This window comes from Bradyrhizobium sp., from assembly GCF_049519115.1.
GTDB lineage: Bacteria > Pseudomonadota > Alphaproteobacteria > Rhizobiales > Xanthobacteraceae > Bradyrhizobium.
In genome coordinates this window covers 76247-102959 of sequence record NZ_JBEKRB010000008.1, presented here as the reverse complement: position 1 = coordinate 102959, position 26713 = coordinate 76247, and the positions used below count along the sequence as shown (strand labels likewise).

25 protein-coding genes are annotated in these 26713 nt (G+C 61.8%); 12 read left to right on the top strand and 13 right to left on the bottom strand.

Going from position 1 to position 26713, the window contains the following annotated elements; all coding sequences use genetic code 11:
* Window positions 1-20: 20 nt before the first annotated feature.
* The 6 genes from lpxK to ABSE61_RS08785 are packed head-to-tail and all read right to left on the bottom strand — an operon-like array spanning window position 21 to window position 5569.
* The gene (gene lpxK, locus ABSE61_RS08810; RefSeq protein ID WP_423870695.1) at window positions 21-1046 is read right to left on the bottom strand and encodes a tetraacyldisaccharide 4'-kinase; all 1026 of its coding nucleotides are present in this window, start codon (window positions 1044-1046) and stop codon (window positions 21-23) included.
* Window positions 1039-2343 (bottom strand): 3-deoxy-D-manno-octulosonic acid transferase, encoded by a 1305-nt coding sequence (locus ABSE61_RS08805; protein ID WP_423870694.1) that lies wholly within the window; start codon window positions 2341-2343, stop codon window positions 1039-1041. The genes lpxK and ABSE61_RS08805 overlap by 8 nt, the downstream gene beginning before the upstream one ends.
* On the bottom strand, window positions 2336-3052 hold the full coding sequence (locus tag ABSE61_RS08800; RefSeq protein ID WP_423870693.1) for a lysophospholipid acyltransferase family protein: 717 nt from the start codon (window positions 3050-3052) through the stop codon (window positions 2336-2338). The genes ABSE61_RS08805 and ABSE61_RS08800 overlap by 8 nt, the downstream gene beginning before the upstream one ends.
* A complete protein-coding gene (locus ABSE61_RS08795) occupies window positions 3049-3297 on the bottom strand; it encodes a DUF4170 domain-containing protein (protein ID WP_423870692.1) in 249 nt (82 codons plus the stop codon). The genes ABSE61_RS08800 and ABSE61_RS08795 overlap by 4 nt, the downstream gene beginning before the upstream one ends.
* Before the next feature lie 60 nt (window positions 3298-3357).
* A complete protein-coding gene (locus ABSE61_RS08790; RefSeq protein ID WP_423870691.1) occupies window positions 3358-4179 on the bottom strand; it encodes a 3'(2'),5'-bisphosphate nucleotidase CysQ in 822 nt (273 codons plus the stop codon).
* Complete coding sequence (locus ABSE61_RS08785; protein ID WP_423870690.1) at window positions 4166-5569, bottom strand: TldD/PmbA family protein; 1404 nt, start codon at window positions 5567-5569, stop codon at window positions 4166-4168. The genes ABSE61_RS08790 and ABSE61_RS08785 overlap by 14 nt, the downstream gene beginning before the upstream one ends.
* A gap of 303 nt (window positions 5570-5872) precedes the next feature.
* Between ABSE61_RS08785 and ABSE61_RS08780 the strand changes: the two genes are divergently transcribed.
* Window positions 5873-6397 (top strand): DUF6101 family protein, encoded by a 525-nt coding sequence (locus tag ABSE61_RS08780; protein ID WP_423870689.1) that lies wholly within the window; start codon window positions 5873-5875, stop codon window positions 6395-6397.
* Between the two features lie 175 nt (window positions 6398-6572).
* Here ABSE61_RS08780 and ubiA read toward each other — a convergent pair whose 3' ends face one another.
* On the bottom strand, window positions 6573-7538 hold the full coding sequence (ubiA, locus tag ABSE61_RS08775) for a 4-hydroxybenzoate octaprenyltransferase (protein WP_423870688.1): 966 nt from the start codon (window positions 7536-7538) through the stop codon (window positions 6573-6575).
* 70 nt (window positions 7539-7608) lie between these two features.
* Complete coding sequence (locus ABSE61_RS08770) at window positions 7609-8292, bottom strand: hypothetical protein (RefSeq protein WP_423870687.1); 684 nt, start codon at window positions 8290-8292, stop codon at window positions 7609-7611.
* A 200-nt stretch (window positions 8293-8492) separates the two neighbouring features.
* On the opposite strand from ABSE61_RS08770, the gene ABSE61_RS08765 reads away from it, so the two are divergent.
* The 6 genes from ABSE61_RS08765 (at window position 8493) to ABSE61_RS08740 (ending at window position 14611) form a co-directional block, all read left to right on the top strand.
* Window positions 8493-9248 carry a 16S rRNA (uracil(1498)-N(3))-methyltransferase gene (locus tag ABSE61_RS08765; protein WP_423870686.1) on the top strand — a complete coding sequence of 252 codons (756 nt, stop codon included), beginning with the start codon at window positions 8493-8495 and terminating at the stop codon, window positions 9246-9248.
* A gap of 233 nt (window positions 9249-9481) precedes the next feature.
* On the top strand, window positions 9482-10645 hold the full coding sequence (locus ABSE61_RS08760; RefSeq protein ID WP_423870685.1) for an ATP phosphoribosyltransferase regulatory subunit: 1164 nt from the start codon (window positions 9482-9484) through the stop codon (window positions 10643-10645).
* Window positions 10642-11619 carry an ATP phosphoribosyltransferase gene (hisG, locus tag ABSE61_RS08755; RefSeq protein ID WP_423870684.1) on the top strand — a complete coding sequence of 326 codons (978 nt, stop codon included), beginning with the start codon at window positions 10642-10644 and terminating at the stop codon, window positions 11617-11619. The genes ABSE61_RS08760 and hisG overlap by 4 nt, the downstream gene beginning before the upstream one ends.
* A 115-nt stretch (window positions 11620-11734) precedes the next feature.
* Window positions 11735-12781: a glycosyltransferase family 2 protein gene (locus ABSE61_RS08750; RefSeq protein ID WP_423870683.1), complete on the top strand. Its 1047-nt coding sequence runs from the start codon at window positions 11735-11737 to the stop codon at window positions 12779-12781.
* The gene (locus ABSE61_RS08745; protein WP_423870682.1) at window positions 12778-13608 is read left to right on the top strand and encodes a ChbG/HpnK family deacetylase; all 831 of its coding nucleotides are present in this window, start codon (window positions 12778-12780) and stop codon (window positions 13606-13608) included. The genes ABSE61_RS08750 and ABSE61_RS08745 overlap by 4 nt, the downstream gene beginning before the upstream one ends.
* Window positions 13609-13777: 169 nt before the next feature.
* On the top strand, window positions 13778-14611 hold the full coding sequence (locus ABSE61_RS08740) for a DUF2076 domain-containing protein (protein ID WP_423870681.1): 834 nt from the start codon (window positions 13778-13780) through the stop codon (window positions 14609-14611).
* An 85-nt stretch (window positions 14612-14696) separates the two neighbouring features.
* Here the strand turns inward: ABSE61_RS08740 and ABSE61_RS08735 are convergent, their stop codons facing one another.
* Complete coding sequence (locus ABSE61_RS08735; protein WP_423870680.1) at window positions 14697-15503, bottom strand: L,D-transpeptidase; 807 nt, start codon at window positions 15501-15503, stop codon at window positions 14697-14699.
* Window positions 15504-15964: 461 nt separating this feature from the next.
* On the opposite strand from ABSE61_RS08735, the gene ABSE61_RS08730 reads away from it, so the two are divergent.
* Window positions 15965-16738, top strand: a complete 774-nt coding sequence (locus ABSE61_RS08730) for a protein phosphatase CheZ (protein WP_423870679.1) — start codon at window positions 15965-15967, stop codon at window positions 16736-16738.
* Window positions 16739-16856: 118 nt separating this feature from the next.
* Here ABSE61_RS08730 and ABSE61_RS08725 read toward each other — a convergent pair whose 3' ends face one another.
* Window positions 16857-17375, bottom strand: coding sequence for a hypothetical protein (locus tag ABSE61_RS08725; protein ID WP_423870678.1), 519 nt, complete (start codon window positions 17373-17375; stop codon window positions 16857-16859).
* Window positions 17376-17701: 326 nt separating this feature from the next.
* Between ABSE61_RS08725 and ABSE61_RS08720 the strand changes: the two genes are divergently transcribed.
* The 3 genes from ABSE61_RS08720 to ABSE61_RS08710 all read left to right on the top strand — a co-directional run bounded on the left by ABSE61_RS08720 (window position 17702) and on the right by ABSE61_RS08710 (window position 21027).
* Entirely contained in the window at window positions 17702-17998 is a 297-nt protein-coding gene (locus ABSE61_RS08720) for a co-chaperone GroES (protein ID WP_423870677.1), read from the top strand.
* Between the two features lie 84 nt (window positions 17999-18082).
* Entirely contained in the window at window positions 18083-19720 is a 1638-nt protein-coding gene (groL, locus tag ABSE61_RS08715) for a chaperonin GroEL (RefSeq protein ID WP_423870676.1), read from the top strand.
* Between the two features lie 110 nt (window positions 19721-19830).
* A complete protein-coding gene (locus ABSE61_RS08710; protein WP_423870675.1) occupies window positions 19831-21027 on the top strand; it encodes a hypothetical protein in 1197 nt (398 codons plus the stop codon).
* 173 nt (window positions 21028-21200) lie between these two features.
* On the opposite strand, the gene ABSE61_RS08705 is transcribed toward ABSE61_RS08710, so the two are convergent.
* Together ABSE61_RS08705 and ABSE61_RS08700 are read right to left on the bottom strand one after the other, a co-directional pair.
* A complete protein-coding gene (locus ABSE61_RS08705; RefSeq protein WP_423870674.1) occupies window positions 21201-21611 on the bottom strand; it encodes an META domain-containing protein in 411 nt (136 codons plus the stop codon).
* Between the two features lie 299 nt (window positions 21612-21910).
* The gene (locus tag ABSE61_RS08700; RefSeq protein ID WP_423870673.1) at window positions 21911-23575 is read right to left on the bottom strand and encodes an L-lactate permease; all 1665 of its coding nucleotides are present in this window, start codon (window positions 23573-23575) and stop codon (window positions 21911-21913) included.
* A gap of 378 nt (window positions 23576-23953) precedes the next feature.
* Here ABSE61_RS08700 and ABSE61_RS08695 point away from each other — a divergent pair, with 378 nt between their 5' ends.
* Window positions 23954-25702: an ABC transporter ATP-binding protein/permease gene (locus ABSE61_RS08695; RefSeq protein WP_423870672.1), complete on the top strand. Its 1749-nt coding sequence runs from the start codon at window positions 23954-23956 to the stop codon at window positions 25700-25702.
* Between the two features lie 18 nt (window positions 25703-25720).
* On the opposite strand, the gene ABSE61_RS08690 is transcribed toward ABSE61_RS08695, so the two are convergent.
* Entirely contained in the window at window positions 25721-26692 is a 972-nt protein-coding gene (locus ABSE61_RS08690; RefSeq protein ID WP_423870671.1) for a TorF family putative porin, read from the bottom strand.
* Window positions 26693-26713 lie beyond the last annotated feature (21 nt).

Genomic DNA, 26713 nt, shown 5'->3' with positions numbered 1-26713 from the left:
CAGGGCTGAACGCTAAGCGATCAGCCTTTCCGGAATTTTGGATCCCGCGCCCGAAACAGCCGTTCGGATACAAACCGGCGCAGTTTGATCGCGCTGTCGAATTCAAGTTTCACCGGAAATGCGACGATGCCTCGCGCCCATGGCGGCAGCTCCGCGCCGGCGCCAAGCCGCGCCAGATCCTTTTCCGTCGTCACCAGCTTTAGCGCATCGCGCTTGGCTTCCTCCACCAGCGCATCGACTTCGCCTTGCGTAAACGGGTGATGGTCGGCGAAGGCGCGTTGGCCTACGACCTCGACACCGTTGCTTCGCAGCGTCCGGAAAAAGCGCTCGGGATCGCCGATACCGGCAAACGCCAGGACGCGCTGGCCGCGCAATGACGATAGCGCGGCATCATCGGCCTTCAACTGCGCGGTCAGGACCGGTTTATCTCGCGCCGCTATCTTGGCCGCGACGGCCTCGGCCGCGCTGCCCTCGCCGACCACGATCAGCGCATCGGTGCGCTCGATTTGCGGCGGCAACGGTGCGCGCAGCGGCCCTGCGGGAAAAACGCAAGAATTGCCGAGCCCGCGATGCGCATCGATCACGATCAGCGAAGCGTCCTTGGCGATCGCCGGATTCTGAAAACCGTCGTCCATCACGATCACGGTCGCGCCTTGCGACTTGGCCAACGCCAGCCCGTCGAGGCGTTCGCGGGCGACCGCGACTGGAACCGTCCGCGCCAGCATCAGCGGCTCGTCGCCGACATCGGCCGCAAGGTGACGACCGGGCTCGACCATCACGGGCCCGCGCAGCCGCCCGCCATAGCCACGGCTGAGCACCACCGGCGTCTCGCCAAGGTCGCGCAGCAGCTTCACCAACGCCAGCACGGTCGGCGTCTTGCCGGCGCCACCAACGTGATAGTTGCCGACGCAGAATACGGGAATGCCGGCATCGAAGCCCTCGCGCTGCAATCTGCGCGCGGCGACCGCGCCATAAATTGCGGCAAGCGGCGACAACAGCAGCGACATCGACGATGATGGCCGGTACCAAAAGGCCGGCTCACGCATCCGCCGTCCCCATTTCGAGACGAAGCTGCAAGAGGTAAGGCTCGAGCGCCGCAAGCGTCCGATCGAGCGCGCCGCCCAACTGCGAGACCACGCGCTCGGCCGCAGCGAGGGTGCTGTTGCGGGCGGCGGGGTCAGCAAGCAGTTGGCCGAGTTGCTTCACGAGCGCCTCGCGTGTTTCCACAAGCCTGGCACCGCCGGCGCCGTCGAGCGCTTCGTAGACATCGGCAAAATTGAAGACGTGAGGTCCGTGAACGATCGATGCGCCGAGCTTGATGGCCTCGATCGGGTTCTGTCCGCCATGCTGGACCAGCGATCCGCCCATGAAGACGACCGGCGAAAGCCGGTAGAACAGCCCCATTTCGCCCATGGTATCGGCGACGTAAATGTCAGTGGCGGCGGTCGGCAGTTCCTCGCGCGAACGCAGACTGGCGTGAAGGCCGGTGGCGCCGATCATCCGCGCGATCGCCTCGCCACGGCCAGGATGTCGCGGCACGATCACCGTCAGCAGCGACGGAAAAAACCCACCCAGCGTACGGTGCGCATCGAGCAGAATCTCGTCTTCCCCCGGATGCGTCGACGCCGCCACGATGACGGGGCGGCCACGCGTCACCGACATCAACCGCTCCAGTTTGCTGAAGTCGGCGGGAGGCGCCGGAACATCGAGCTTCAGATTGCCGGTGACGACGACGTTGCGGCTGCCAAGCATGGTAAAGCGCTCCGCGTCGACGCGGGATTGCGCCAGGCAAACCTCGAACTGACCAAGCAATGCCGAAATCGTGCCGCTCACCCGTCGCCAGCGCGGAAACGAACGATGCGACATCCGTCCGTTGATCAGCACCATCGGCAAACGCCTGGCCGCGCTCGACAGGATGAGGTTCGGCCACAAATCGGATTCGATAAACAGCGCCAGGCTCGGCCGCCAGTGATCCAGAAAGCGCGCGACGTAGCGCGGCGAATCGTAAGGAACGTATTGATGAATGATGTCGGGCGGAAAGCGCTTGGCGACAATCGCCGCCGAGGTGACGGTGCCGGAGGTGAGCAGGATACGGATATTGAGCGCGCGCAACTTCTCGATCAGGGCTGCGGCTGCCAGCACCTCGCCGACACTCGCGCCGTGGATCCATACCAGCGGCCCATGCGGCCGGACATCCTCGCTCATGCCGCGCCGCTCGCCGACGCGCGCGGAATCTTCCTTGCCCTGCTTTAACCGTCGCTTGATCAGCGCCGGCGCAAGCGGGACAGCCAATGAGGACAGCCGCCGGTAGACGCGCAGCGTCATCGGCAAGGCGCTAGCCATGATCCGTCACCTGCGGGCGGCCGAGCTTCGCGTAAGCACGACTGGTCGCCTCGTTCAGGGTCGCCTCCAGGCGCACACGAAGTTCTTCCATGACCTCGGGGCTGGCGTCGGGTGGAACCGTGATCATTTCGCCCCCCACCAGCGCCCCTCGCCCGAACGGTAAATTGATCGTGGTTCGATCCCAGTTTTTCAGACACCAGTAACGGCTGGTCGCCATGGCAAACGGCATGATCGTCCGTCCGGACTCGCGCGCCAACATGATGATGCCAAGCCCGGCTATCCGCGAACGTTTCGGCACATCGGCGGTCAGCGCAACATTATACCCCTGTTCGAGCGCGCGTACCATCTCCTTGAACGCTCCGACGCCGCCCTTGCGGTGAAACGCCGAACCGTGGTCGCCGGAGCCTCTGATGGTGCCGATGCCGAGCCGTTCGGCGGCGATAGCGTTGAATTCACCGTCGCGATGCCGCGAAATCAGCACCTTGGCGCGATGCATTTCCTTGGTCTTGATGAACGGCGTGAGGAAATGCTGGCCATGCCAGAACACAAAGATCGCCGGCGTCAGCGGCTCGACGATTTGATACACATCGGGCGGATCAAAACTGAATCGATTGGTCCGCCAAACCAGCCTCAGGAATTCGGCCGTCAGAAAACCCACAGCGCGTTGAAACCAACTGCTGCGCAGCAGATCGCGAATCAGTTTTTTCAATGGCCAGGCTTCGCGTCTTGATCGGGGTCGAGCAGCCGGTGAAGGTGAACGATGAAATACCGCATCTGGGCATTGTCTACCGTCTGCTGCGCCTTTGCTCTCCAGGCCGTGTGGGCGCTCGCGTAGTTGGGGAACAGGCCGACGATTTCCACCTGCGAAAGGTCCTTGAACGTGTTGTGCTCGAGATCGTTCAGTTCGCCACCGAGGACAAGGTGCAGCAACTGCTGCGGGGCACTATCTGGCATGGTTTTTCTTCCTAAAGCTGTGCCCGCTGCGCAAGTCTTTCGAGAAACATCGGGACATGTTTACGGCAAGGGACAGCTTCGAAATTGCTCGACGATACTTGCATGACGATCGCGCCCCGCAGCCACCAAAACCCCGTGTGTCACCTCGCGGCGATTATACAGGATGGTGTCCCCCGACAACGCAGTCATGCTACCATTCGCTTCCTGCACGATCAAATTGGCCGCGGCAAGGTCCCAATCCCGGCTTTGACCGCCCGCAAAAGCGGCATCCAGCCTGCCCTCGGCGACCCGGCACAAGCGAAGCGCCAGCGAACCGATGCGCGGATGAAGCGAAATCTCACCACCCGAGCGATTAAGCCGCTCGACCAACGGCTTCGGGCCCGCGATGCGCGGAAAATCGAGCGCGGTGCCGGACGTCGCCTGGATCGCGGCGCCGTTGAGTCGTGATCCCCGTCCCCGCTCTGCAAAAAAGAATTCACCGCTCACGGGCGCAAATACCGCCCCCATCACCGGGAGCGCATCCGCCACCAGGGCTACGCTGACGCACCAGTCTTCGCGGCCGGCGAGGTAGGCGCGGGTGCCATCGATCGGATCGACAATCCACACCAGATTTTTGCCGAGGCGTGCTTCGTCGTCGGCGCTTTCCTCCGACAGCCAGCCATACTCTGGAGTAGCCGACCTGAGCCTGTCGGCAATCAGATCGTTGACCGCGATGTCGGCTTCCGACACCGGCGATGACGCACCCTTGATCCAGTTCTTCAGTTCGGTCCGGAACAGCGAGAGTGCCAGCCGGCCTGCCTCCCGCACCGTGTCGGTCAGAAGCGCGGCGTCGCGCGCAAAATTCCCCGGATGCTCAATTTTCCCGGCATCACCGTCCGCCAAGCGTCAATCCCTCGATCCGCACCGTCGGGGCGTTGACGCCATAACGAAATGAAAGATCGTTGGCAGGCACCATCGATTTGAAAATATCGAGCAAGTGACCTGCAATCGTCACCTCGCTCACGGGGTAAGTGATTTCGCCGTTTTCGATCCAGAAGCCCGATGCTCCGCGACTATAGTCGCCGGTCACCCCATTGACGCCCGAACCGATCAGATCGGTGACATAGAAACCCTGGCGGATATCGGAAGTGAGTTCCGCGGGCGTCGGCTCGCCGGCCTCCAGATGCAGGTTATACGATCCCGGCGATGGCGACGACGATACACCGCGATGCGCGTGGCCGGTGGTCGTGAGCTTGAGTTCGCGCGCGGTCGCGCAATCCAGAAGCCAGGTGGTCAGAACGCCCTCGTCGATGAGCGCCAGTTTCTTGACGCGAACGCCCTCGGCGTCGAACGACTGCGAGCGCAATCCCCGGCGGCGCAACGGATCATCGATGATGCGAATATTGCGGGCGAAGAGTTGCTCGCCCAAGCGATCTTTCAAAAAGCTGGTCTTGCGCGCAATCGACGCGCCGTTGATCGCGCCGACCAAGTGACCGACCAGCGAACCGGAAACGCGTGGGTCGAACACGACCGGCACCTTGCAGGTTTCGACCTTGCGCGGATTGGCGCGGGCGACCGTTCGCTCGCCGGCGCTGCGGCCGACGCTCTCGGGCGAAACCAGATCGGCGGCATGCGGCGCGGCTGTGAAATCATAGTCGCGTTCCATCGAGGTGCCCTCGCCGGAGATCGCGGTCACCGAGATGCTCTGGCTTGAGCGCAAGTAGGCGCCATGAAAACCGGTGCTGGTCACGAGCACCATGCCGCCAATTCCGGTCGATGCCGACGCGCCGCCGGATTTCGCGACGCCCTTCACCGCCAGCGCGGCGGCCTCCGCTTCACACGCGCGGCGTTCGAGTTCGCCGGTCGTCGGAACATGCGGATCAAGCAAATCGAGATCGGGGAACTCGCGGGTCAGCAGCGAGGGATCGGCAAGGCCGACATAGTCGTCGTCCGGCGCCACGCGGGCCATCGCGACCGCGCGCTCGGCGAGCCGCGCCACGCCGTCGCCGCCGCCGACATCGTTGGTCGAGACCACCGCCTGGCGCTTGCCCACGAGCACGCGCAGGCCGACATCGTCGCCTTCCGAGCGCTCGGATTCTTCGACGCGGCCGTCGCGCACCTCCACCCCTTGTGAAATGCCGCGCACCGCGACCGCATCGGCCGCATCGGCGCCGGCGCGTCTGGCGGCTTCGACCAGCCGCTCCGCCAGCGTCGTTAGCGCCGATTGATCGAACAGCTTGGCGGTGGCTTCTTCTGCGGAAAGCGAGGATGCAGTCGATGGTGAAGAGATCACGAACAAATCCCGCAAATTCAACGAGGGACGGAGGGCTTTCGAACGTGGGACGAAAGCAAATCAGGAACTCCATGAAATGTGCCTGATTCACTTGGAATTCAAGCACTTTCACGCCGGCAAAGCAGAAGAATTTCGGCAATCCTGCAAGGTCTCGTCAATCATGTAGGCCAAGGTGTTGTCAATCATGCTGATTGAAGGAAGGCTGGTGACGGCGGATTAACCAGCCTTTTTAAGCCAATCCGCAACGCCCTCTGGCATGCTCTCACCCAACGACCGGGAATACCCGGCGGGGAGACTAAAGCCGTGAGGCGTCAAACAGCAACAAGCGGGATCAATCCCGCCGGGTCGAGCCGCGTATTGCGGCTCGACCCTCTCTCTCTTCCAGTGAGCTTCGATGCGCACGATGTCCGCGCCGACAACGGCGTGCGCCGTATCGAACTGCATCGCGAACGTGTCGTGCTCCGGCGTGCCGTCCAGGGCATGCGGATGGCCATCAATCTTCGTGTCAGCGATTTTCGCGGCATTGCGCTGCGCGGGATCGACGATGCCCAGATGCTGGTGCTGCTGCATCGCGATCCGTCTTTGAGCATTCCGCTTTGCGTGAGTTCCGACCACGAGGAGATCGAGGCGGCGTGGCAAACATGGAGCGATATCTTCGCGCTCCCGCAACTGCCGGAGGAAACGGCTTGCGAACCGGCGTCACGGCGGCGGCGGCGCAACGCGATCCGGGCGCGGCGTCCGAAATTCCTGGTGCGGCGGCGCGGCGGCGGATCGCTCGATGTCGCCAATGTGCATCGCGACGAGCGCGAGATCATCGCACGAAATTAAAGACTGCGGGCTTTCAGGCTGACCGCACTAGTGGTCCAATTCCAACATTTGCATCCTGATCCGGCAGGCACTTTTGCAAATGTTAGAATCAAAGGACCACTCGCAATATAGGTATCTAATGAAGCGTTGGATTTGACATTCGCTTGAGAAGCTGCGGCGGGGCGGCTAGCGAATGTCAAATCCGCTCCACTAGCGCGTCCGCCAATAGCCCTGCAAACAGCAACAGCCCGGCGTCGCGGTTGGATTTGAAGACGCGCAGGCACAGCGCCGGATCATCGATCCTCAGCCGCGCGACCTGCCAGCCAAGATGGGCGGCAAACGCGGAAAGCCCGATCCACGCTGAAATGCCCACGCCGGACAGCGCCAGCGCCGCGCCGATCAAGATTACCGCCAGGCTGTAGAACAAGATCAGCGCCCGATGCGTCTGCGCACCGAACAGACGCGCGGTCGATTTGACGCCGATCAGCGCATCGTCCTCGGTGTCCTGATGCGCATAGACGGTGTCATAACCGATCACCCAGGCGATCGAACCAGCATAGAGAAAAAGCGCAGGCAGTCCGATCCGTCCAAGGATGACGGCAAACCCCATCAAGGCACCCCATGAGAAGGCGAGCCCGAGTACGACCTGCGGCCACCAGGTGATGCGCTTCATGAACGGATACACCGTGACGATCGCCAATGAGGCGATGCCGGCTGCAATCGCAAAGCGGTTGAACTGAAGCAGTACCGCAAGGCCGATCAAGGCCTGCGCCACCAGAAACGCCAACGCCTGCGGCACACCGACCTGCCCTGCCGGGATCGGGCGCGAACGCGTCCGTTCAACCTTGGCGTCGAGATCCCGATCGGTGATGTCGTTCCAGGTGCAGCCAGCGCCACGCATGACAAAGGCGCCAACCAGGAACAAGGCCAGGATGAGCGGCAACCGGCTGACGTCGCCGGCCAAAGCTGCGGCGAGCGCGGCCGACCACCAGCACGGCAGCAGCAACAGCCAGGAACCGATCGGACGATCGAAGCGGGCAAGCCGCAGATAGGGCCGCGACCATAACGGCGCGTGGGTATCGACCCAATTGCCGGTCGCGTCGGCGACCTGCGTTAATGCGCCGGATTTGATATTCGCTTCGGTGTTGCCGCTCGTTCCCATCGCGAATGTTCAGAGCCAAAGGAACACGAGGGCCTCGGTCATACGACCCGGGCGCTTGCGGTAATGCGCGTCATCGCGTCAATGCGTTGCCGCTCAGCGTATCGAATGTGTTGCCGTTCTTTTTGGCGACCGTGGCTTCCGGCAGGGCTGCCGCAGAACCCAGCACTTCGCTCAGGCTCGGACCGGCAGGGGCCTGCTGCTGCTTTTGCATCTGCGCCGCCGCGCCGCAAACCCTGGTCCTCATCGCCTCGGTGCTCACATGGCCCTTCTTGAGCTGCTCGCTGATCTGAGGCGGGATCCCGCATCTTGCCGAATTGGTCTCGACATATTTGACCATCTTGGTCTCGGCCTGGAGAAAGTTGCCGATCAGCTTACAGGCTTCGTCAGGGCCTGCATGCCGTTCGCCGGCCGTCTTCAAAAGCGCGCCGCGCTTTTCCGCCTCCTGGCGCAACGGCAAGAAGTCCTTCATGCACTCGTCAGGCGGGCCGCCTTGCGTCGGAGGCGCCGCGAAGGGCGACGCCCCGGCGCCCGGAAAGGACGCAGGCGCCGGCGCATTGCCGAAGGCCGAAGGGGATGGAGGCGGACTGCCAAAAGCGCCCGAAGGCGCGGCCCCGTTGACGGGCGGGAAAGCCGGATCGTTCGCACTCCCGGCCTTGCCGGGTAGCGGCGCGGGAAACGCGCCTTGCGCCAAAACCTGTCCGACGTTGAATGTCACAACGGCGACCACTAGTGGCGCGATCAACTGGCGGATCATCAAAGCTGTTCCTTCAGGCCTGCAAGCTTCTTCCCGATAGGAGAGCGACTCCGGTTCGGTATTTTACGATTGCTGGAAACGGTTAACAACCCGTGGAATGGGGCAAGAGCGCGGCGCGACGTCGCTCCTGAAAGGCAATAATCGCGCAATTTCTTCTCCTTTTGGGCTAAAACGCCCGCGGATCGGAACCCTGACGCGCAATGCCTTCGCATGACTTCCGCAAACCCCGGCTGTTCGTGGATACCGCCCTCGAAAGCGGGATGACGGTGACGCTTGAGCGCGACCAGAGCAACTATCTCGGCAACGTGCTGAGACTTAAGGACGGCGACAGCATCCTCGTATTCAACGGACGCGACGGCGAGTGGCTTGCCTGGATCACCGGGCGCAAGCGGCTTGATCGTCTTGAAATCGAGAGCAGGACCCTGCCCCAAGATCGCCTGCCGGACCTTGCTTATGTATTCGCCCCGCTCAAGCACGCCCGACTCGATTACATGGTGCAAAAGGCCGTCGAAATGGGGGTGTCCTCACTGCAGCCGGTCCTGACCCGTTTTACCCAGGTCGCGCGCGTGAACGGCGAACGCATGCGTGCCAACGTCATCGAAGCAGCCGAGCAATGCGGCATTCTCGGCATCGCCGAGGTCGCAGAACCGGTCGCCTTTGATCGCTTCCTCAGCCATCGCAAGCCGGAACGCCTGCTGGTTTTTTGCGATGAGGCGGCCGATGTCGCCGACCCGTTAAGCGTGCTTCAGGGCAACAAGGCCACCGGCGGAATCGACGTCCTGATCGGACCCGAAGGCGGGTTTGCCGAGGAAGAGCGCACCGTTCTGCTACGTCAACCGAACGCCTTACGGCTTTCGCTCGGCCCGCGTATCCTCCGGGCGGATACCGCCGGCGTCGCCGCGCTGGCGCTGGTACAGGCTGTGCTCGGGGACTGGACCGGACACTCGGCCCGTTAAAACGAGCGGTTTGTTAAGCGACTTCATATTAAGCGACCTGATGTTAAGTGCCTTGGATATTAAGTGCCTTGGCGTATCCCGGTCGAAACCTCATCTCGGCCATGCTAAAGGGCTGCGGCCCGTACCCGCAGCTTGATTCAGGCCGCGAACGGCCTACTCAAAAATCAAATTGAGTCAAAGGTTTAACCATATTACCTGGACCGGACCCGTTTTCGGGGGAGTTGGACTGCAAGATGACCGCAACCGCGCCCCGCCGTGCGACCGGGTCCGCCGCTTGGGCGGATACCTTGCTATTGTCATTTTCCCAGGCCGGCTACGCCCTGGCTGAACCTCCCGTCCTGCAACCAGCCGAGCCCTTTCTCGACCTCTCGGGCGAAGACATCCGAAAGAGCCTGTACCTGACGACGGATGCGGTCGGCGAAGAGCTTTGCCTCCGCCCCGATCTGACCATTCCGGTGGCGCGCCAATATCTGGCCTCCGGCCAGGCCGGACGGCCGGCCGGCTATAGCTATCTCGGCCCGGTGTTTCGCTATCGGGGTGCCGCGCCAAGCGAGTTCCTGCAAGCCGGCGTCGAATCGTTCGGCCGGCTCGATCGGCCGGCGGCAGACGCGGAAATGCTGGCCTTGGCGCTCGAGGCCACGCGTGCCTTCGGCGTCGCCGATGTCGAGATCCGTACCGGCGACGTCGCCCTTTTCACCGCTTTGATCGATGCCCTCGGCCTTTACCCGGTATGGCGGCGGCGGCTGATGAAGGACTTCAACCGCAAAATCAGCCTCGAGCAGGATATAGAGCAGCTCACGGTCACAAGTTCTACAACTCGCAACGAATATGAAGGCGTGCTGGCAGCACTTGCCGGCTCCGACCGCAAGGCAGCGCTCGCACTCGTCACCGACCTGATGTCGATCGCCGGGGCCAGCAACGTCGGCGGCCGCACGGTCGCTGAGATCGCCGACCGCTTTCTCGAACAGTCGACCTTGAAGGCCGGCGCGCTGCCGCGCGACGCACTCACCATCATCAAGCGATTCCTTTCCATCGCAGGCGATCCGCGCGATGCCATCACACAATTGCGCTCGCTCGCGGCGGACGCGAAACTCGACATCACGGCCGCCATCGATGCACTTGAAAGCCGGGTCGGCTTTATGGCGGCGCGCGGCATCGATACCGCGTTGACGCGTTTCTCGACCGCATTCGGGCGCGGTCTTGATTACTACACCGGCTTCGAGTTCGAACTGCACGCCAAGGGCAACGGCGTCGAGCCGCTGGTCGCCGGCGGTCGGTATGACGGCCTCTTGACGCAGCTCGGCTCGGCGACTGCCATTCCCGCCGTCGGATTTTCGGTGTGGGTCGAGGCGCTCGCACAAATTGGCCGGCCCGCACCATCCGGGGGGCGGTCGTGACCACGCCCTTCGTTCTCGCCGTTCCCTCAAAAGGCCGCTTGCAGGAGAATGCTGAAGCTTTCTTCGCGCATGCCGGGCTTGCGTTGGCGAAGCCGCGCGGCGCCCGCGAATATCGCGGCACCATTGCCGGGCTCGACAATGTGGAGATCGCCTATCTCTCGGCGGGCGAAATTGCCTCGCAGCTGGCGCGCGGCGCGGTGCACATGGGCGTCACCGGCGAGGACCTGGTGCGCGAAAGCATCCTCGATGCCGACAAGCGCGTGCTGCTGATCGACAGTCTCGGCTTTGGCAGCGCCAATGTCGTGGTCGCCGTGCCGCAGGCCTGGATCGATGTGCGGACCATGGCCGATCTCGACGACGTCACGTCGGGCTTTCGCGAGCAGCATAACCGTCGGATGCGGGTGGCGACCAAATACATCAACCTCACCCGCACCTTCTTCGCCGCACACGGTATCGTCGACTACCGCATCGTCGAAAGCGCCGGTGCGACCGAAGGCGCACCCGCGGTCGGCACCGCCGAGATGATCGTCGATATCACCACGACCGGCGCGACCCTTGCCGCCAATGGCCTCAAGGTGCTCGATGACGGCGTGATCCTGCGCAGCCACGCCAACCTCGTCGCCTCGCGCGAGGCTGACTGGTCGAGCGAGGCGCGGGAAGCTGCGCGCGTGATCCTCGACCATATCGCAGCCCGTGCCCGCGCGAACAAATATCGCGAAGTCCGCACCCGCTTCACCGGATGCAACGCCGCTTTGCTCGCCGAGGCGGCGCAGCGCTTCGGCGTGGTGTCGCCCTTCGGAGGCCCGACGTCTTCCGGAATGGTCACGCTGCACTGCCCACCGGCACAACTTTATGCGCTCGGAAGCTTCCTGCGCGACCACGGCGCGGAGACGGTTTCGGTGGCCTCGCTGGACTATGTGCTGGACCGCGAAAACCCGCTGTTCGCCCGGCTCGAAGCATTCCTCGGCCAATAGGCAAAACGGCAACCGCCTGCCCGTGGCGACAATTCACCGCGATTGCCATATGTTGTATCCGAACACCTTTTGGAGTGAAGCTGACGTGGTTCGCGCTGAGACTGGAACCTGACCGATGATGCTGGGTACGGACGTATCGAGCTTGTCAACGACCGCAGCGACCGCCGCGGCGCAGGGGCTATCGATCGTGGTGCCGCTGTACAACGAAGCGGCCGGCCTTTCGTCGCTACATCAGCGGCTGTGCGATCTCGCAAAAACGCTCAACAATCGGCATCGGCTGGCCTGCGAGGTCGTCTATGTCGATGACGGCAGTTCCGATGCCACGCTCTCGATCGCGCGCGGGCTCACGCCCAATGGTATCGACGTTCAGGTCGTCTCGCTGTCGCGCAACTTCGGCAAGGAAGCAGCCCTGATGGCCGGCCTCGATCATGCCAGACGCGGCGCGGTTTTATTCATGGACGGCGACGGCCAACATCCGCCGGACCTGGTCGAAAAGCTGGTCGGCCACTGGATCGACGATGGCTACGACGTCGTCTACACGGCGAAAGCCAATCGCGATAATGAATCTTTTCTACGTCGATTGTCGGTGCGCGGCTTCTACGCGCTGATCAACTGGGGCGCCCGGCAGAAAATCCCGGAAGATGCAGGCGACTTCCGCCTGCTTTCGCCGCGCGCCGCCGCTGCCTTGCGGCAGCTTCCGGAGCGCAACCGCTTTTTCAAGGGGCTGGCGAGTTGGATCGGTTTTCGCCAGCTCCGCGTCGATTATGAGCCCGCCGCACGCGCGCACGGCATGACGACCTTCAGCCCGGGGCGACTGGTCGGGCTTTCGATCGAGGGACTCACCTCGTTCTCGGTCGCCCCGCTTCGCTTTGCGAGCCTGCTCGGCGTGTTTCTGGCGTCGGCCGCCTTCCTGTTCGGCCTCTCGATCCTGTGGGAAACGATCATGGATGGGAAGTCGGTCCCCGGCTATCCATCGCTCGTGGTCGGCCTGATGACGATCGGCGGTGTGCAGCTCATCATGATCGGCATTGTCGGAGAATATATCGGCAAGATCCTCTCCGAGTTGAAAGCACGCCCGATCTATTTTGTCGCCGAACATTCTGAAAAGCGCGCCGATGCACGCGTGGATGGCGAGGCGAACGAAAGGACCGCGGCCGAATGAGCCGGCGCATCTGGTTGTGCGCCGACGACTACGGCATCAGCCCCGGCGTCAACCGCGCCATACGCGATCTGATCGAGAACGGCCGCCTCAACGCCACGTCGGCCATGGTGGTGGGGCCTTCGATCGGCCGCGATGAAGTCAATGCGCTCGCAGCGGCAGCGAAAGCCAATCCGCGTTGCGCAATCGGCCTTCACGTGACGCTGACGGCACCGTTCCGGCCCCTGACCATGCACTTCCGGCCGACCGAGGGCGGCCTGTTTCTGCCGCACACCAAACTGTTGCGCCGCGGCCTGATGGGAAGGCTCGATTCCGAACTCATCCACACCGAAGTGACGGTGCAACTGGCAGCTTTTGTCGACCTGTTCGGCCGCCCGCCTGACTTCGTCGACGGCCATCAACATGTGCAACTCTTTCCCGGCGTGCGTGCGGCTTTCCTGGCGGCAGTAAAGACCCGAGCGCCCAACGCGTGGATTCGCCAATGCGGCCGCGTTCGACCATGGGCTCAACGCCTGGACTCGCCGAAGGCGCTGGTTCTCGATGCCCTAAGTGCGCAATTCCGCAGGCGCGCCGCTCGCGCCAACATTCCATTTAACCCGGCCTTTGCCGGCGCCTATGATTTTTCGAAGGCGGCCGAGTTCGGCGCCTTGATGCGGCAATTCCTTCACGGAATGCCCGAGGCCGGCGTCGTGATGTGCCACCCGGGCTTCGTGGATGAGGTGCTGATCAGCCTTGATCCGCTGACGGTCCAGCGCGAACGCGAATATGAATTCCTCCGTAGCGAAGCGTTTTTACCTCTTCTGGCGACAAATGAGGTCACCCTGAGCTAATCCGCGGCGCGAGGTTTTTCGGCTTTCGATCAAAGGCTTGCGCAAAAACCGGCCGTAGCAAGCAGCCATTCTGTTGCCGCCTTCCTAAATTTAATTTCCGCACGCACTACATGCGACATGAACGTCGCCTACATTTCAGCCACGCTTTCGAAAGCGAGGGAGAGTCCTGATGACACCGCAAGAACGCCAATTGGTTGATGACCTTTTCGACCGGCTGTCCAAGCTGGAGAGTGCGCCGCGCGATCCGAATGCGACGGCCGCGATCGCGCAGGGCTTGCGGATCGCGCCAAACGCGGTTTATGCGCTGGTTCAAACCGTGCTGGTGCAGGACGAGGCGCTGAAGCAGGCCCATCACCGCATCGAGGAGTTGGAGAGCCAAAGCGCACCTGCGCAAGCTCAAAGCGGCGGCTTTCTCGACAGCATGCGCGGCGCGATCTTCGGGCAAAGTCAGTCGCAAGGTTCCGTCCCGAACGTACGGCCTCCGGAAGTAGGCAGCCGACCGGTCTGGAACAGCGGTCAGGTCCTGCAGCAGCCATCGCCCGGTCGTTATGATCAAGGCGGGTACGGTCAGCCATATGGTGGACCGCAGGCGCCGGCCGGCGGCGGGTTCGGCGGAATGATGGGTGGAGGCGTTGGCGGCGGTTCGTTTCTCGGCACCGCGGCGGCCACGGCCGCCGGGATGGTTGGTGGCTCGCTGCTCCTCAACAGCTTTCGCGGCATGATGGGCGGCAACCGCCAGGCATTCGGCGAGACTGCGAACGTCGTGGATCGAAGCCCGTGGAGCGACCAGTCGAACAGCAGCCTCGCACGCGATGCCGGCGTCAACGACATCGGCAGTTCGAGAGATCTCGCGGCACAGGATCGCGCTCAGGACCTGGCTCAGGATCGCGAGGACGACAACTCGCGTGAGGGGTTGTTCGGTTCCGCGTCAAGCGACGACCAGGACGACATGGATTTGGATTCGGACAATTTCGGCAGCGACGGCGACAGCGACTTTGCCTGATACGCCCGACCGAAGGCTAAGAGAAACGGCCGCCCCAACCGCAACTTATATTTGCGAGTAGAGCGGCTTTGGCAAAACCCGTCGATCAGATGACGACGACCTTGGTGCCGACGTTGACGCGGCCGTAAAGGTCGATCACGTCCTCATTGCGCATCCGGATGCAACCCGATGACACGTTGGTGCCGATGGTCCAGGGCTCGTTGGAGCCGTGAATGCGATAGAGCGTTGAGCCGAGATACATCGCGCGCGCGCCGAGCGGATTTTGCGGTCCGCCTTCCATGTGCCGCGGCAGGTCCGGCCGGCGTACCAGCATTTCCGAGGGCGGCGTCCAGTCCGGCCACTCTTTCTTGGCGGAAATCGTCTTGATGCCGGACCAGGTGAAGCCGGGGCGGCCGACGCCGATGCCGTAGCGCATCGCCTTGCCGTTGCCCTGGACCAGATAAAGGAACTTGTTGGGCGTATCGACGACAACCGTGCCGGCGCCTTCCTTGCCTTCGTAGTCGACGACCTGCTTCTCGAATTTCGGATCGAAGGCAGGACGCGCAGGTTCACTCATCCCAGGTTGCTGCATAGATTGTTGCGGCATCATTTGCGGCTGCGGTTGGTTAGAAGGCTGCTGCGGATAAAGAGGCCGTTGCCGGTCGAGTTGACCCTGCGACGGATAACCCTGCCCCTGGCCATCACCGAACAAGAATTCGATGAAGCCGCCGCCCATGTTGGGTCGATCGGCGGACGCAACGCGCACCGGAGCGGGAGCCGGCGGTGCTGCGGGCTGACTGGGATGCAGAACAACGGGATCGGAGACGAAGTCGGCCTCGTTTGCGGCGGCCTGCGGGAATCCGGGGCTGAGCCAACAAGCGCTGGCGAGCAGCGCGAAATACATTTTCTTCATCGATGTACTCATACTAGTGCCCACTTTCCGAAGTTCGTGTTACACCTCAGCACCCACTTTCACGAACTTCGGAAAGTCATGGGCACTAGCAAACATTTCGATTCTAGTGCCGCTTTCTATTTGAAGTTCCCGGATCGAATTCGCCGCTTGTGGCTCGGGAACTTCAAATAGGCGGCGCTAGTTTCGTCGTGGGAACGCCGGAGCGGCGCCTCTTGCACGCGAACAGCTAAGGGCGAAAACCGCATCGGTTTGGTAAACGGAATCGCGGTTTCGATTCACCACGTCGCCAAATGGACGCGGTTTTGCCCGGTAGCGTTTATTTTCGGTGAAGGCGCACCACGCATGGTTAATGGTTGGTGTGCGGTGCCGCTCATCTTCTTCATGCAGGTTCCGGCGTGAACCTCGTGTTAAATCTGGTCTGCTTTAAAGCATAGCGGAGTGAAGGGGTCAGGGAAATTCTTATGCCGGTTCATCGCAGACGTTTTCGTATCGAGGAGGCTTTCTCCGGGGACATGCAGTTGCCGCCCGAGGTCGACACCGAGATAGGCCCCATACACCGCGAGATCATGAGCGAACTACGCGCCATTCGTGCCCAGATGGGAACGGCATCGCGTTCGAGCGTCGCGACCGAGACGGTCGGCGAGGCTACAGAACGCGAAGCCGCGGAGGCCCATGCCTTGCTGGAAACCTACCGTGCCCAGATCGAGCAATGCGAGAAGCTGAAAGTGGAACTCGACCTGATTTATGACGCCATCACCAAAACCAAGCGAGAAATCGCCGTGCTTCACGGCAATAGTTTCAACGGCGAGGAAATGGCGAAGGTCAACGGCGAACTCGGGGCCGTCGTCGGCGGCACCGAAGAAGCCACCCAGCAGATCCTTGAAGCCACCGAGGCGATCGACAATGCGGCCACGGCGCTGAGCAGGGTCACTTCGCCGGATCAGCAGAAGCTGCTCAGCGAGGAAATCCAGGAGCGCGTCGTCTCGATTTTCGAGGCCTGCAATTTCCAGGACCTCACCGGTCAGCGGATCAAGAAAGTGATGAACACGATGAAATTCATCGAGCATCACATTACCGTCATGATGGACATCTGGGGCGGCGTCGACGCCATCAAGGCCCATGCGCCGCCGATCGTCGATACCCGCGAGGGCGACGCCAAGCTCCTGAATGGCCCGAAGCTGGATGGCGACGTCGGTCACGCATCGCAGGACGATATCGACGCGCTGTTCGACTAAACAAGGCACTCGCTTTCAACAAAACGCCGGCCAAATAACTGGCCGGCGTTTTTGTTTGCTCGCTCATTTCAAAGTGGATGCGCTGGCATCGAACCCGGATTGACGCGGCACTTGCCGCTTACGCCCGCGGAGCGCAGCGAACATAGACCATGTTGCCGTAGCGGGTCGCCGCATCCTTGTCGATGAAGCGGGTGATCAGGACCCTGCCGTCGAAGGAAACGATCTCGCGGTCCTGTTCGCCGCCGGCCGGACCCGGAGGACCAATGTAATTCTTTCCGCCCGGGCTGCCTTTGAGGCGCAATTCCTGCGGCGTTGCCTGATCGGCCAGATGCATGATGACGCCGCCACTGGTGCCGGCGCCGATCACGTAAGGCTGTTTGCACTGGGCCTTCGCGGCCGCTTCGGTTCGTGCGCGGTCATTGGGGTTCTGGAAGGACGCCAGCCCCCATTTGCCGACAATCTCATCGGCGCGGATCGTTGCCGGCATTTCCGGCATCGGCGCTGATTCAGGCGCGGGCGATGGGGACGACGAGGAGAAAGAGGGCAGGCTCATGCTGCTGCACGCCCCCAGGAAGATCGCCAGCACCGAGGCGATCCCCAGATTGGTAGCCGCTCGCGCGCCAGATGAACCGATCATATTCTCCCCCAAGCAAACCTGCGGTCGCACCCGACCTGCAGCGAAGCGCAAAAGCCCTGCCGTAGCAACGACGTCCTGCGAAATACGCCGACGCGCCGATATGGTTTCCCAAAGCATCCTATATGAGCCTCACCAACGCCTTAACCTCCCGTTTGCTTGACAGGGCCGCCGCAAGACCATATCCCCCTGTCGCGCGATTGGCACTCCAAACACTTGATTGCCAAGATGACATAATAGGTGCCCCAGGCGGTCTCGAATACGCCCGTATTCCAAGGCCGCCTTCGACGGCAGATCGACCAGCAGAATAGGCTTCCAAAGGAACCGTCATGGCTAAAACCACATTTCGCCCACTGCATGACCGTGTCGTGGTCAAACGTATCGATGCTGAGCAAAAGACCAAGGGCGGCATCATCATTCCCGACAGCGCCAAGGAAAAGCCCTCGCAGGGCGAAATCACGGCGGTAGGTCCGGGCGGCCGGGATGAAGCCGGCAAGTTGATCCCGATCGACCTCAAGGTCGGCGACCGCGTGCTGTTCGGCAAATGGTCCGGCACCGAGGTCAAGCTCGACGGCGAAGAACTGCTGATCATGAAGGAAAGCGACATCATGGGCGTGCTGGCTTAAACGTCGCACTGCTCCCCTTGCCCCGTTGGCGCAGCCAAGAAGCTGCGTCAGGCAAACATCCAGATACCGATGGAGTGAATTCAAATGGCTGCCAAGGACGTCAAATTTTCCGGAGACGCACGCGACCGCATGTTGCGCGGCGTCGATGTTCTCGCCAATGCCGTCAAGGTAACGCTCGGCCCCAAGGGCCGCAATGTCGTCATCGAGAAGAGCTTCGGCGCCCCGCGCATCACCAAGGACGGCGTTACCGTCGCCAAGGAGATCGAACTCGACGACAAGTTCGAGAACATGGGCGCGCAGATGCTGCGCGAGGTTGCCTCCAAGACCAACGACAACGCGGGTGACGGCACCACCACCGCGACCGTTTTGGCCCAGGCCATCGTGCGCGAAGGCGCCAAGGCCGTTGCCGCCGGCATGAATCCGATGGACCTGAAGCGCGGCATCGAGTTTGCGGTCGCGGCCGTGGTGAAGGACATCGAGAAGCGCGCCAAGCCGGTCGCCTCCTCCGCCGAGATCGCCCAGGTCGGCACCATCTCCGCGAATGGCGATGCCGCGATCGGCAAGATGATCGCACAAGCGATGCAGAAGGTCGGCAACGAAGGCGTCATCACGGTCGAGGAAAACAAGTCGCTCGAGACCGAGGTCGACATCGTCGAGGGCATGAAGTTCGACCGCGGCTACCTGTCGCCTTATTTCGTCACCAACGGCGACAAGATGACCGCCGAACTTGAAGACGTCTACGTGCTGCTGCACGAGAAGAAGCTGTCCGGCCTGCAGGCGATGCTGCCGGTGCTGGAAGCCGTGGTGCAGTCGGGCAAGCCGCTTCTGATCATCGCCGAGGATGTCGAGGGCGAAGCGCTGGCTACGCTGGTCGTCAACCGCCTGCGCGGCGGCTTGAAGGTTGCCGCCGTCAAGGCGCCCGGCTTCGGCGATCGCCGCAAGGCGATGCTGGAGGACATTGCGATCCTCACCGGCGGTCAGCTGATTTCGGACGAACTCGGCATGAAGCTCGAAAGCGTCACGGTCAACATGCTCGGCCGCGCCGGCAAGGTGGTGATCGACAAGGAAAACACCACGATCGTCAAAGGCGCCGGCAAGAAGAAGGACATCGAGGGCCGGGTCAACCAGATCAAGGCCCAGATCGAGGAAACCACCTCCGACTATGACCGCGAGAAGCTCCAGGAGCGTCTGGCCAAGCTCGCGGGCGGCGTCGCGGTGATCCGCGTCGGCGGCGCGACCGAGGTCGAGGTCAAGGAAAAGAAGGATCGCGTCGAGGACGCGCTGAACGCGACGCGAGCCGCTGTGCAGGAAGGCATTGTGCCGGGCGGCGGCGTCGCTCTGCTGCGCGCCAAGAAGGCTGTGGGGCGCATCCACAACGACAATTCCGACGTGCAGGCCGGCATCAACATCGTGCTCAAGGCGCTGGAAGCTCCGATCCGTCAGATCGCGGAGAATGCCGGCGTCGAGGGCTCGATCGTCGTGGGCAAGATCCTCGAGGAGAAGTCGGAGACGTTCGGCTTCGATGCCCAGACCGAAGAGTATGTCGATATGGTCGCCAAGGGCATCATCGACCCGGCCAAGGTCGTGCGCACCGCGTTGCAGGATGCCTCTTCCGTGGCCGGCCTGTTGGTAACGACGGAAGCCATGGTCGCGGAGTTGCCGAAGGAACCCGCTCAGCCGGCAGCCGGCGGGCATGGCCACGGCGGCGGCATGGGCTTCTGAGCCGATCCGAACATCCGTTCTCGAAGAAGGCCGCCACAAGCGGCCTTCTTTTTTGGCGATTTGTCCCGAGCTTTGCTAGGAAAGGGCAAACTGATTTCGAGGAAGTGCAGATGCGCGCACCTTTGCTTCTCCTGACCGTTTTTGCCGCGGCCTTGACCGGCATGGCCCACGGCCAAATGAAGCTTTCGCCGAAAGCAGCACCCGGCGCCAACGACATCAGATATTTCACCGCCATCGATGGTCTGATGGACGGCAATGCCGACGTGGTCCTGAAAGAGACACGGCAAGGCAGGACCGTCACCGCCGCCACCCTCGATGTCTGCTATCCCGTCGCCAAAGGCTCGGACCGCAAGGATCGCTTCGTCGCCAATCTGGCGATCAACGGCCAGACACTCACCGGCGCCACCCAAAGCATCGGCGGCAAGTTGCCGGTCACGGTCAAACTGACCCGGAAGCCGGCCGGCGACAATTTTGAGTTTAAAGGCCAGATCAGCATCGGACAGACCGTCACCGAGGTGAATTCGACCGACAATTCCGACCTCAGCGAGCGGGAATTTCAGGAAAGCCAGACCAGCGACGACGGCATCACGCCGGCGCCGAAGGATTTTACCGAGGTCTCGCCGGAAGCGATCGGCGTTCGCGTCAAGCTTGAGGCCGCCGCCGATTTTCTCAAGAGCCTGAAAGGACAGGACGTCGAGGTTTCCTTGAGCAGCCTTGCCGTCACCTGCGACGTGTTGCGCGCGGGCGAGCAGACCATTACGCTCAGCGCCGATCCGGAGCGCGCCGCGGGGCTGATCGCAAAATTCAAATCGGTACCCGGCGTGGTCGCGGCGGGCTGGACCACAGGAATCCTGGAAATGGACCGCACCATCCGCTTTTCCGCCACTGGCTGGCGCGATGGCGATCGGCTCAACAAGGACAAGTTCGCCGCGACGATCACCAACGTTCTGGCGGCAGCCTTTTCGGCAAAGCCCGCGACTTCTGCCTGGAATTCCGCTAACGGCAAACTCAAACTGACGTTCAAGCGCCCCAGCGAACTCTATCCCGCGCTTGATCTCACCGACACGCTTGAGGTGACCGCGCTCGTCGCATCAGAAAAGCCAGGCGGATCGGACCGGCTGGTCCTGTGGGTCTCCAGCCCCGCGATCACGACCGCCGATGAAACCTCCGGGCCCGCCCTCAACCTCGCCAACGATTCCAGCGGTGATGAAGAAGGCGCCCAGAAGGACGACCACGGCGTCGTTGAGGCGATGACGAAGGAATTCAAGGGGCAGCGCTGGGACGCTGACAAATCGGTCTGGAAGTAAACCGAAAGTGTGGCGACACTGACGTTCATTGCCGTTTTGCAGCGCCCCCTTAAAAGGAACGTCAGAGTCAAAGCCACACTGGAAAACCCATATCTTCCAGTGTCCCTTTGGTTCGGACATTCGTCAAAGTGCCCGCCGCGACAGGATACGAATGTCAGAACCGGGACACTGGGTCAGTTTGTGTTGATGTGGAACCGCAACGGCTTGGTTCCCACAAAGGACACCTGGTCGCCCCGCCGCCGCCAGGTGGTCGCTTCGCTGAGTGCCGAGACAAGATCGTCGTCCGCCTGCGCCCGTGCCGGCGGGCAGTCGCGGTCCTGCAATTGGCCGGGAACGAAGATCACGGTGTTGCCCGCGACCGAGAATTGACCGGTGCCGGTCTTGCACCACAAATCGAGTTTCGCCTCGCCGTTGTCGCCGATCTCCAGTGTCGGAATCCGCTTCGACCCCGCCTGAGGGAGCGCATCCAGCGTCATCTCGAAGCCAAACGGAAAGCCCTCGTCCGCACCGGCGGAACTGGCGGCCAGGCTGGCGACAGCTAAGGCGACGGCCACCTGCCTCAACAAAGCACGCGTCAACAACATGGTGTTCCCCAAAAAATTAGAACGGCCGCGGTTGTAGTCGGCCAACATGACATTGACTAGTACCGCCGATCTGAAGTCCCTGCACCGCAAGCCGCGAATTCGATCAGGGACTTCAGATCGATGAAGCGGTACTAGAATCAATAAGTTTGCTAGTGCCCATAACTTTCCGAAGTTCGTGAGGGTGGGTGCCGCAATGGAGCACGAACTTCGGAAAGTGGGCACTAGATTGACGGCGGCAAAAAAATCCCCGCGTCCGGCAGGACGCGGGGGGACTTGATCAAACCATGTCGGGCAGGCGTCTACTTCAGGACCATCGCCGTGAACGGATAGACATAGGCCTGCAGCATCACGAACAGGCCAACCAGACAGGCCAGCGCGATCGAATGCTTGAACACGAAGCGCAGGATCGACCCCTCGTGGCCGTACCAGTTGGTCGCAGTGGAGGCGACGACGATCGACTGCGCGTCGATCATCTTGCCCATGACGCCACCGGAGGAGTTTGCCGCCGCCATCAGAACCGACGGCAGACCCAGTTGCTCCGAAGTGATCTTCTGCAGGTTGCCGAACAGAATGTTCGACGCTGTATCCGATCCTGTCAACGCGACACCCAGCCAACCGAGCAGCGTGCCGAAGAACGGATACAAGACGCCGGTCGCCGCAAAAGCGAGACCGAGCGTTGCGTCCACGCCGGAGAGGCGCGTCAGCGTTCCGATCGCGAGCATCGCCGAAATCGTGATCAGCGAGATCGCGCAGAGCTTGATGGTACGGCCGTATTCGACGATCATCTTCATCGGCGAGAAGCCCGCCAGCAAGCCGGCGATGATCGCGGCGATCAACATGCCCGTGCCGGTGAACGACAGATAGGTGAACGCGAATACCGCGCCTTGCGGCGTCGGCTTGGCCGCGACCGGAGGCACCGTGTTGATCATGTTGTGCAGATCAGGGACGGGATACCTGTAGAAAAAGATCGAGTCGGCCCAGGTCTTGAACCAGCCACTACCCCAGATCAGCATCACGATGCAGACGATGATCCACGGCAACAGCGCGCTCCAGAGCTGCCCCTGGCTCAACGGCGTCTTATCAAACGGCTTGGCTGGCGTCATCGTCGCCAGGGATTCATCTTTGCCGCGCAGCGCGGGCGATAGCCAAAGCTGCTTCGGCTGCCAAATCTTGAGAAACAGAATGAGCCCCCCCATCGAAATCAGCGATGCAGCGATATCGACGATCCAGGGATTGAGGTAGTTGGAGACTACGAATTGCGGGACGGCGAACGATATGCCGGTGACCAGAATGGCAGGCCAAACGTCCTTCATGCCCTTCCAGCCCGCAAAGGCCCACACCACCCAGAACGGAACGATCAGCGAGAACAGCGGCAGTTGCCGACCAACCATCGCGCCGAGAATATAAGGATCGAGACCTGTCACCTGGGCGAGGCCTTGAATCGGTGTACCGAGCGCACCGAAGGCGACCGGCGCGGTATTGGCGATCAGGGAGAGACCGGAAGCGGCGAGCGGTGAGAATCCGAGACCGATCAGGACCGAGCCGGTGATCGCGACCGGCGTACCGAATCCTGATGCCCCCTCGAAGAAGGCGCCGAACGAAAATGCGATCAGCAGCAGTTGCAGGCGACGATCTTCGGTAACGCCGCCAACCGCGCGTTTCAATAGTTCGAATTGACCCGTTGCGACCGTAAGCTGGTAAAGAAAGATGACGTTGAGCACGATCCAGCCGATCGGAAAGAACCCGGCAACGATGCCGAGTAGCGAGGCGCGGATCGACATGCCCGCCGGCATCGTGAACACGAAAATCGCGATCAGGTTGGTGAGGATCACCGCAATGATGGCCGCGATATGCGCCTTGACCTTGCCGCTTGCGATCAACACCAGGAGCGTAACGACGGGTATCGCCGCGGCGATCGTCGAAAGTCCAGCACTGTTAAAAGGATTATAGACCTGATTCCACATTATGATTCCTCCCCACGCGTTTTTTGGCGTGCCGGCCCGCGTGAACGGCTGGTACGCTGGCGCTAGTTCTGAGGGCCTTTAGCAAAGCGCGCTTCAAGGGCGAATTTGGCCTCTGCCAAACCCGCTCACAAACACGCGAAATGAGAGGGCCCCCCGCCACCCGCCATTAGGCTCATGCTAGAGTTGACTTACACGTCGCGACAAGCGAACCCATATCGGCGTTGTTACGACTTTAGTCTAGTTCCGGACACCGGCATTCGCATATGGTTTTGCAAATCTAGGAAAGAGACCGCAGCGAGCCGGTAGAGAAAATCCACCTCCTGAACTAGCCAAACCAACACCTCACTCGCGCAGCTATTCCCCCGGAGACCCCGATCTGTGAACAATATCCGCTTGAGGCCTGCGACCGTGTGGCGCATCGCAGCTCCGTACTTCCGTTCCGAAGACAAATTCGCAGGCCGCTTGCTGCTTGCGGCGGTCATCGCGATCGAACTCACGGTGGTCGGACTCAACGTGCTCTTCAACGAGTGGAACAACCGCTTCTACACGGCGCTGCAGGAGAAGAACTGGGACAGCTTCGTTCGCGAAATCGGCATCTTTTGCGTGCTTGCGACCGCCTATATCGCGCTCGCCGTCTATCAGCTCTACCTCAATCAATGGCTTCAGATCCGCTGGCGAAACTGGCTGACCCAGCACTATCTCGGCGAATGGCTGGATAAAGCCAACCACTACCGCATGCAGCTTCAGGGCGATGCGGCTGACAATCCGGACCAGCGCATTGCCGATGACGTCAAGATGTTTGTCGAGCAGACGCTGACCATTTGCGTCGGCTTCCTGAGCGCGGTGGTGACGCTTGGTTCCTTCGTCATCATCCTGTGGGGTCTGTCGGCCGACTCGCCGCTGACGCTGTTCGGCAACGAATTCCATATTCCAGGCTATCTGGTGTGGGGCGCGGTGGTCTACGCCGTCTTCGGCACGGTGATAACGCACTGGATCGGCTCGCCTCTGGTGATGCTCGATTTCCAGCAGCAGCGTTACGAGGCCGACTTCCGCTTCAATCTGGTACGGGTGCGTGAGAATTCCGAACAGATTGCATTGTTGCGCGGCGAGAACGCCGAACAGGAGCGGCTGTTGGCGCGGTTCGGCCGCGTCGTCCAGAACTGGTACGAGATCATGACCCGCACCAAGCGATTGACCGCGTTCACGTCGAGCTATTCGCAGGCCGCGGTGGTGTTTCCCTATGTGCTGGTGGCGCCGGCCTATTTTACCGACAAGATCCAGCTCGGCGGCATGATGCAGACCGCTTCCGCCTTTTCCAGCGTGCAGCAATCGCTGTCGTTCTTTGTATCGATCTATCGCGGGCTGGCCGAGTGGAGTTCGGTCGTTGCCCGTCTCGAAGGTTTCGAGGAAACGATCGCAAGCGCCGCCCGGCTGCCGGGCGATACTCCCTCGATCAAGGTCGTGCGCTCGGGCGAAAGCAAAGCGATCGAGCTGCGTCGGTTTCTGGTCAACTTGCCTAACGGCACGCCGCTGGTTGCGGCCGACGGGCTGCGTATTCAAAACAACGAGCACGTTCTTGTCACCGGACCGTCGGGAGCCGGCAAGTCCACCCTGTTCCGGGCGATTGCCGGCATCTGGCCGTTCGGCGACGGCGTGATCACCATCCCCGCCAGCGCCACGCTGATGATGCTGCCGCAGCGGCCGTATTTTCCGATCGGCGCACTGAAGGCGGCGATCGTTTACCCTGCGAGCCCCGACGCATTCAGTTCGGCTCTCGTTGACGAGGCGCTGACCGCCGTGGGCCTGCCGCAACTCGCCCCGAGGCTTGAGGAAGAAGCCCACTGGAACCGAATGCTCTCGCTCGGCGAGCAGCAGCGGCTCGGCATTGCCCGCGCGCTATTGCATCAGCCGCAATATCTTTTCCTCGACGAGGCTACTGCTTCGCTGGACGAGGCCTCCGAGGCTACGCTCTATCGCCTGCTTGCCGACAAACTCACGGCGACGACCACGGTCTCGATCGGACATCGAAGCACGCTGGAGGCGTTTCACGACGGCCATATCGTGCTGGACCGCGAGGGCGACCGCTTTGTCGCGCACGAGCAGCAACCGCGAAAAAGCCCCTCATAAAGAGGCAGCGGCCGAAACTTACTTCAGATTGGTCATCGCGGTCAGATCGGCCGAAAGCTTGACGATGCCGGCTGCGCCGCACCAGTTGGAGCCGAAGCCATTGGGATTGATGGCGGTCGTATTGCCCGGGATGTTGGCGTTGAACGCGCTCGTCACCGCCGCGCAATCGCCCTTGCTCAGATTGGTGTCGGAATAGCGCAGGTCGAGCGTGAATACCTTATACGTAAAGGCGATGCCGATATTCCAGGTGTTGTAGCTCGGATAGGCAATGCCCACAGGGGCCGCCGAAATGCGATAGAAGGCGTCCGTCGTCCCGAACCACTGTCGCCCGACTTCGGCCGACAGATAAGCCCCGACGCCGCTTGAGCCAAACCATTTCGCCGGTGCCGTCGCCTTCGCGGTGATCGAGGCGTAATCGCCCCAGGCGCCCGAATTCAAAAAACTCGGTGTGTAATACTCGTTACCACCGAGCGCGAAGCTGTCGTTGATGGTCCAGTTGATCTTGCCATAGGCCTCGTAAAAGCTGAGGTCCTGCTTGATCTGAACGAAATTAGGACCAGAGGCCAAGGGCGAGCCCGCAGGACAAACCGCGACGCCGCCGGGAAAGCCTTCCTGACATTGTCCGCCCGGATAGAGGTAGCCCCAGAGACCGAAATCCAGCGCCACGGCGCCGAAGGTCGGCCGAACGCCGCCATAAATATCGACCTCGGCCGCGGCATGGTTCGCGAACGAGATGCTCTCCACGGAGGTGCCGATGTAGAACTGCACGTCCTTGTTGATGTTGTAGCGCGGCTCAAAATAAGCGGTGACCGATGGCTGATGATTGGACTGGGTGATGCCGCGAAAGACATAGTCGCTCATGACGGCAACGCCGAACGCGATATCCCAGGGATCGAACGCCGGTGCCTTCACGGCTTTCATCGGCAAGTCGGCAGCCAAAACCAGCCCCGGAACGGCAAGGAATACGGCAACTATAACGAGCGTTTTCATCAGCGGCCCATCCATCCGTGT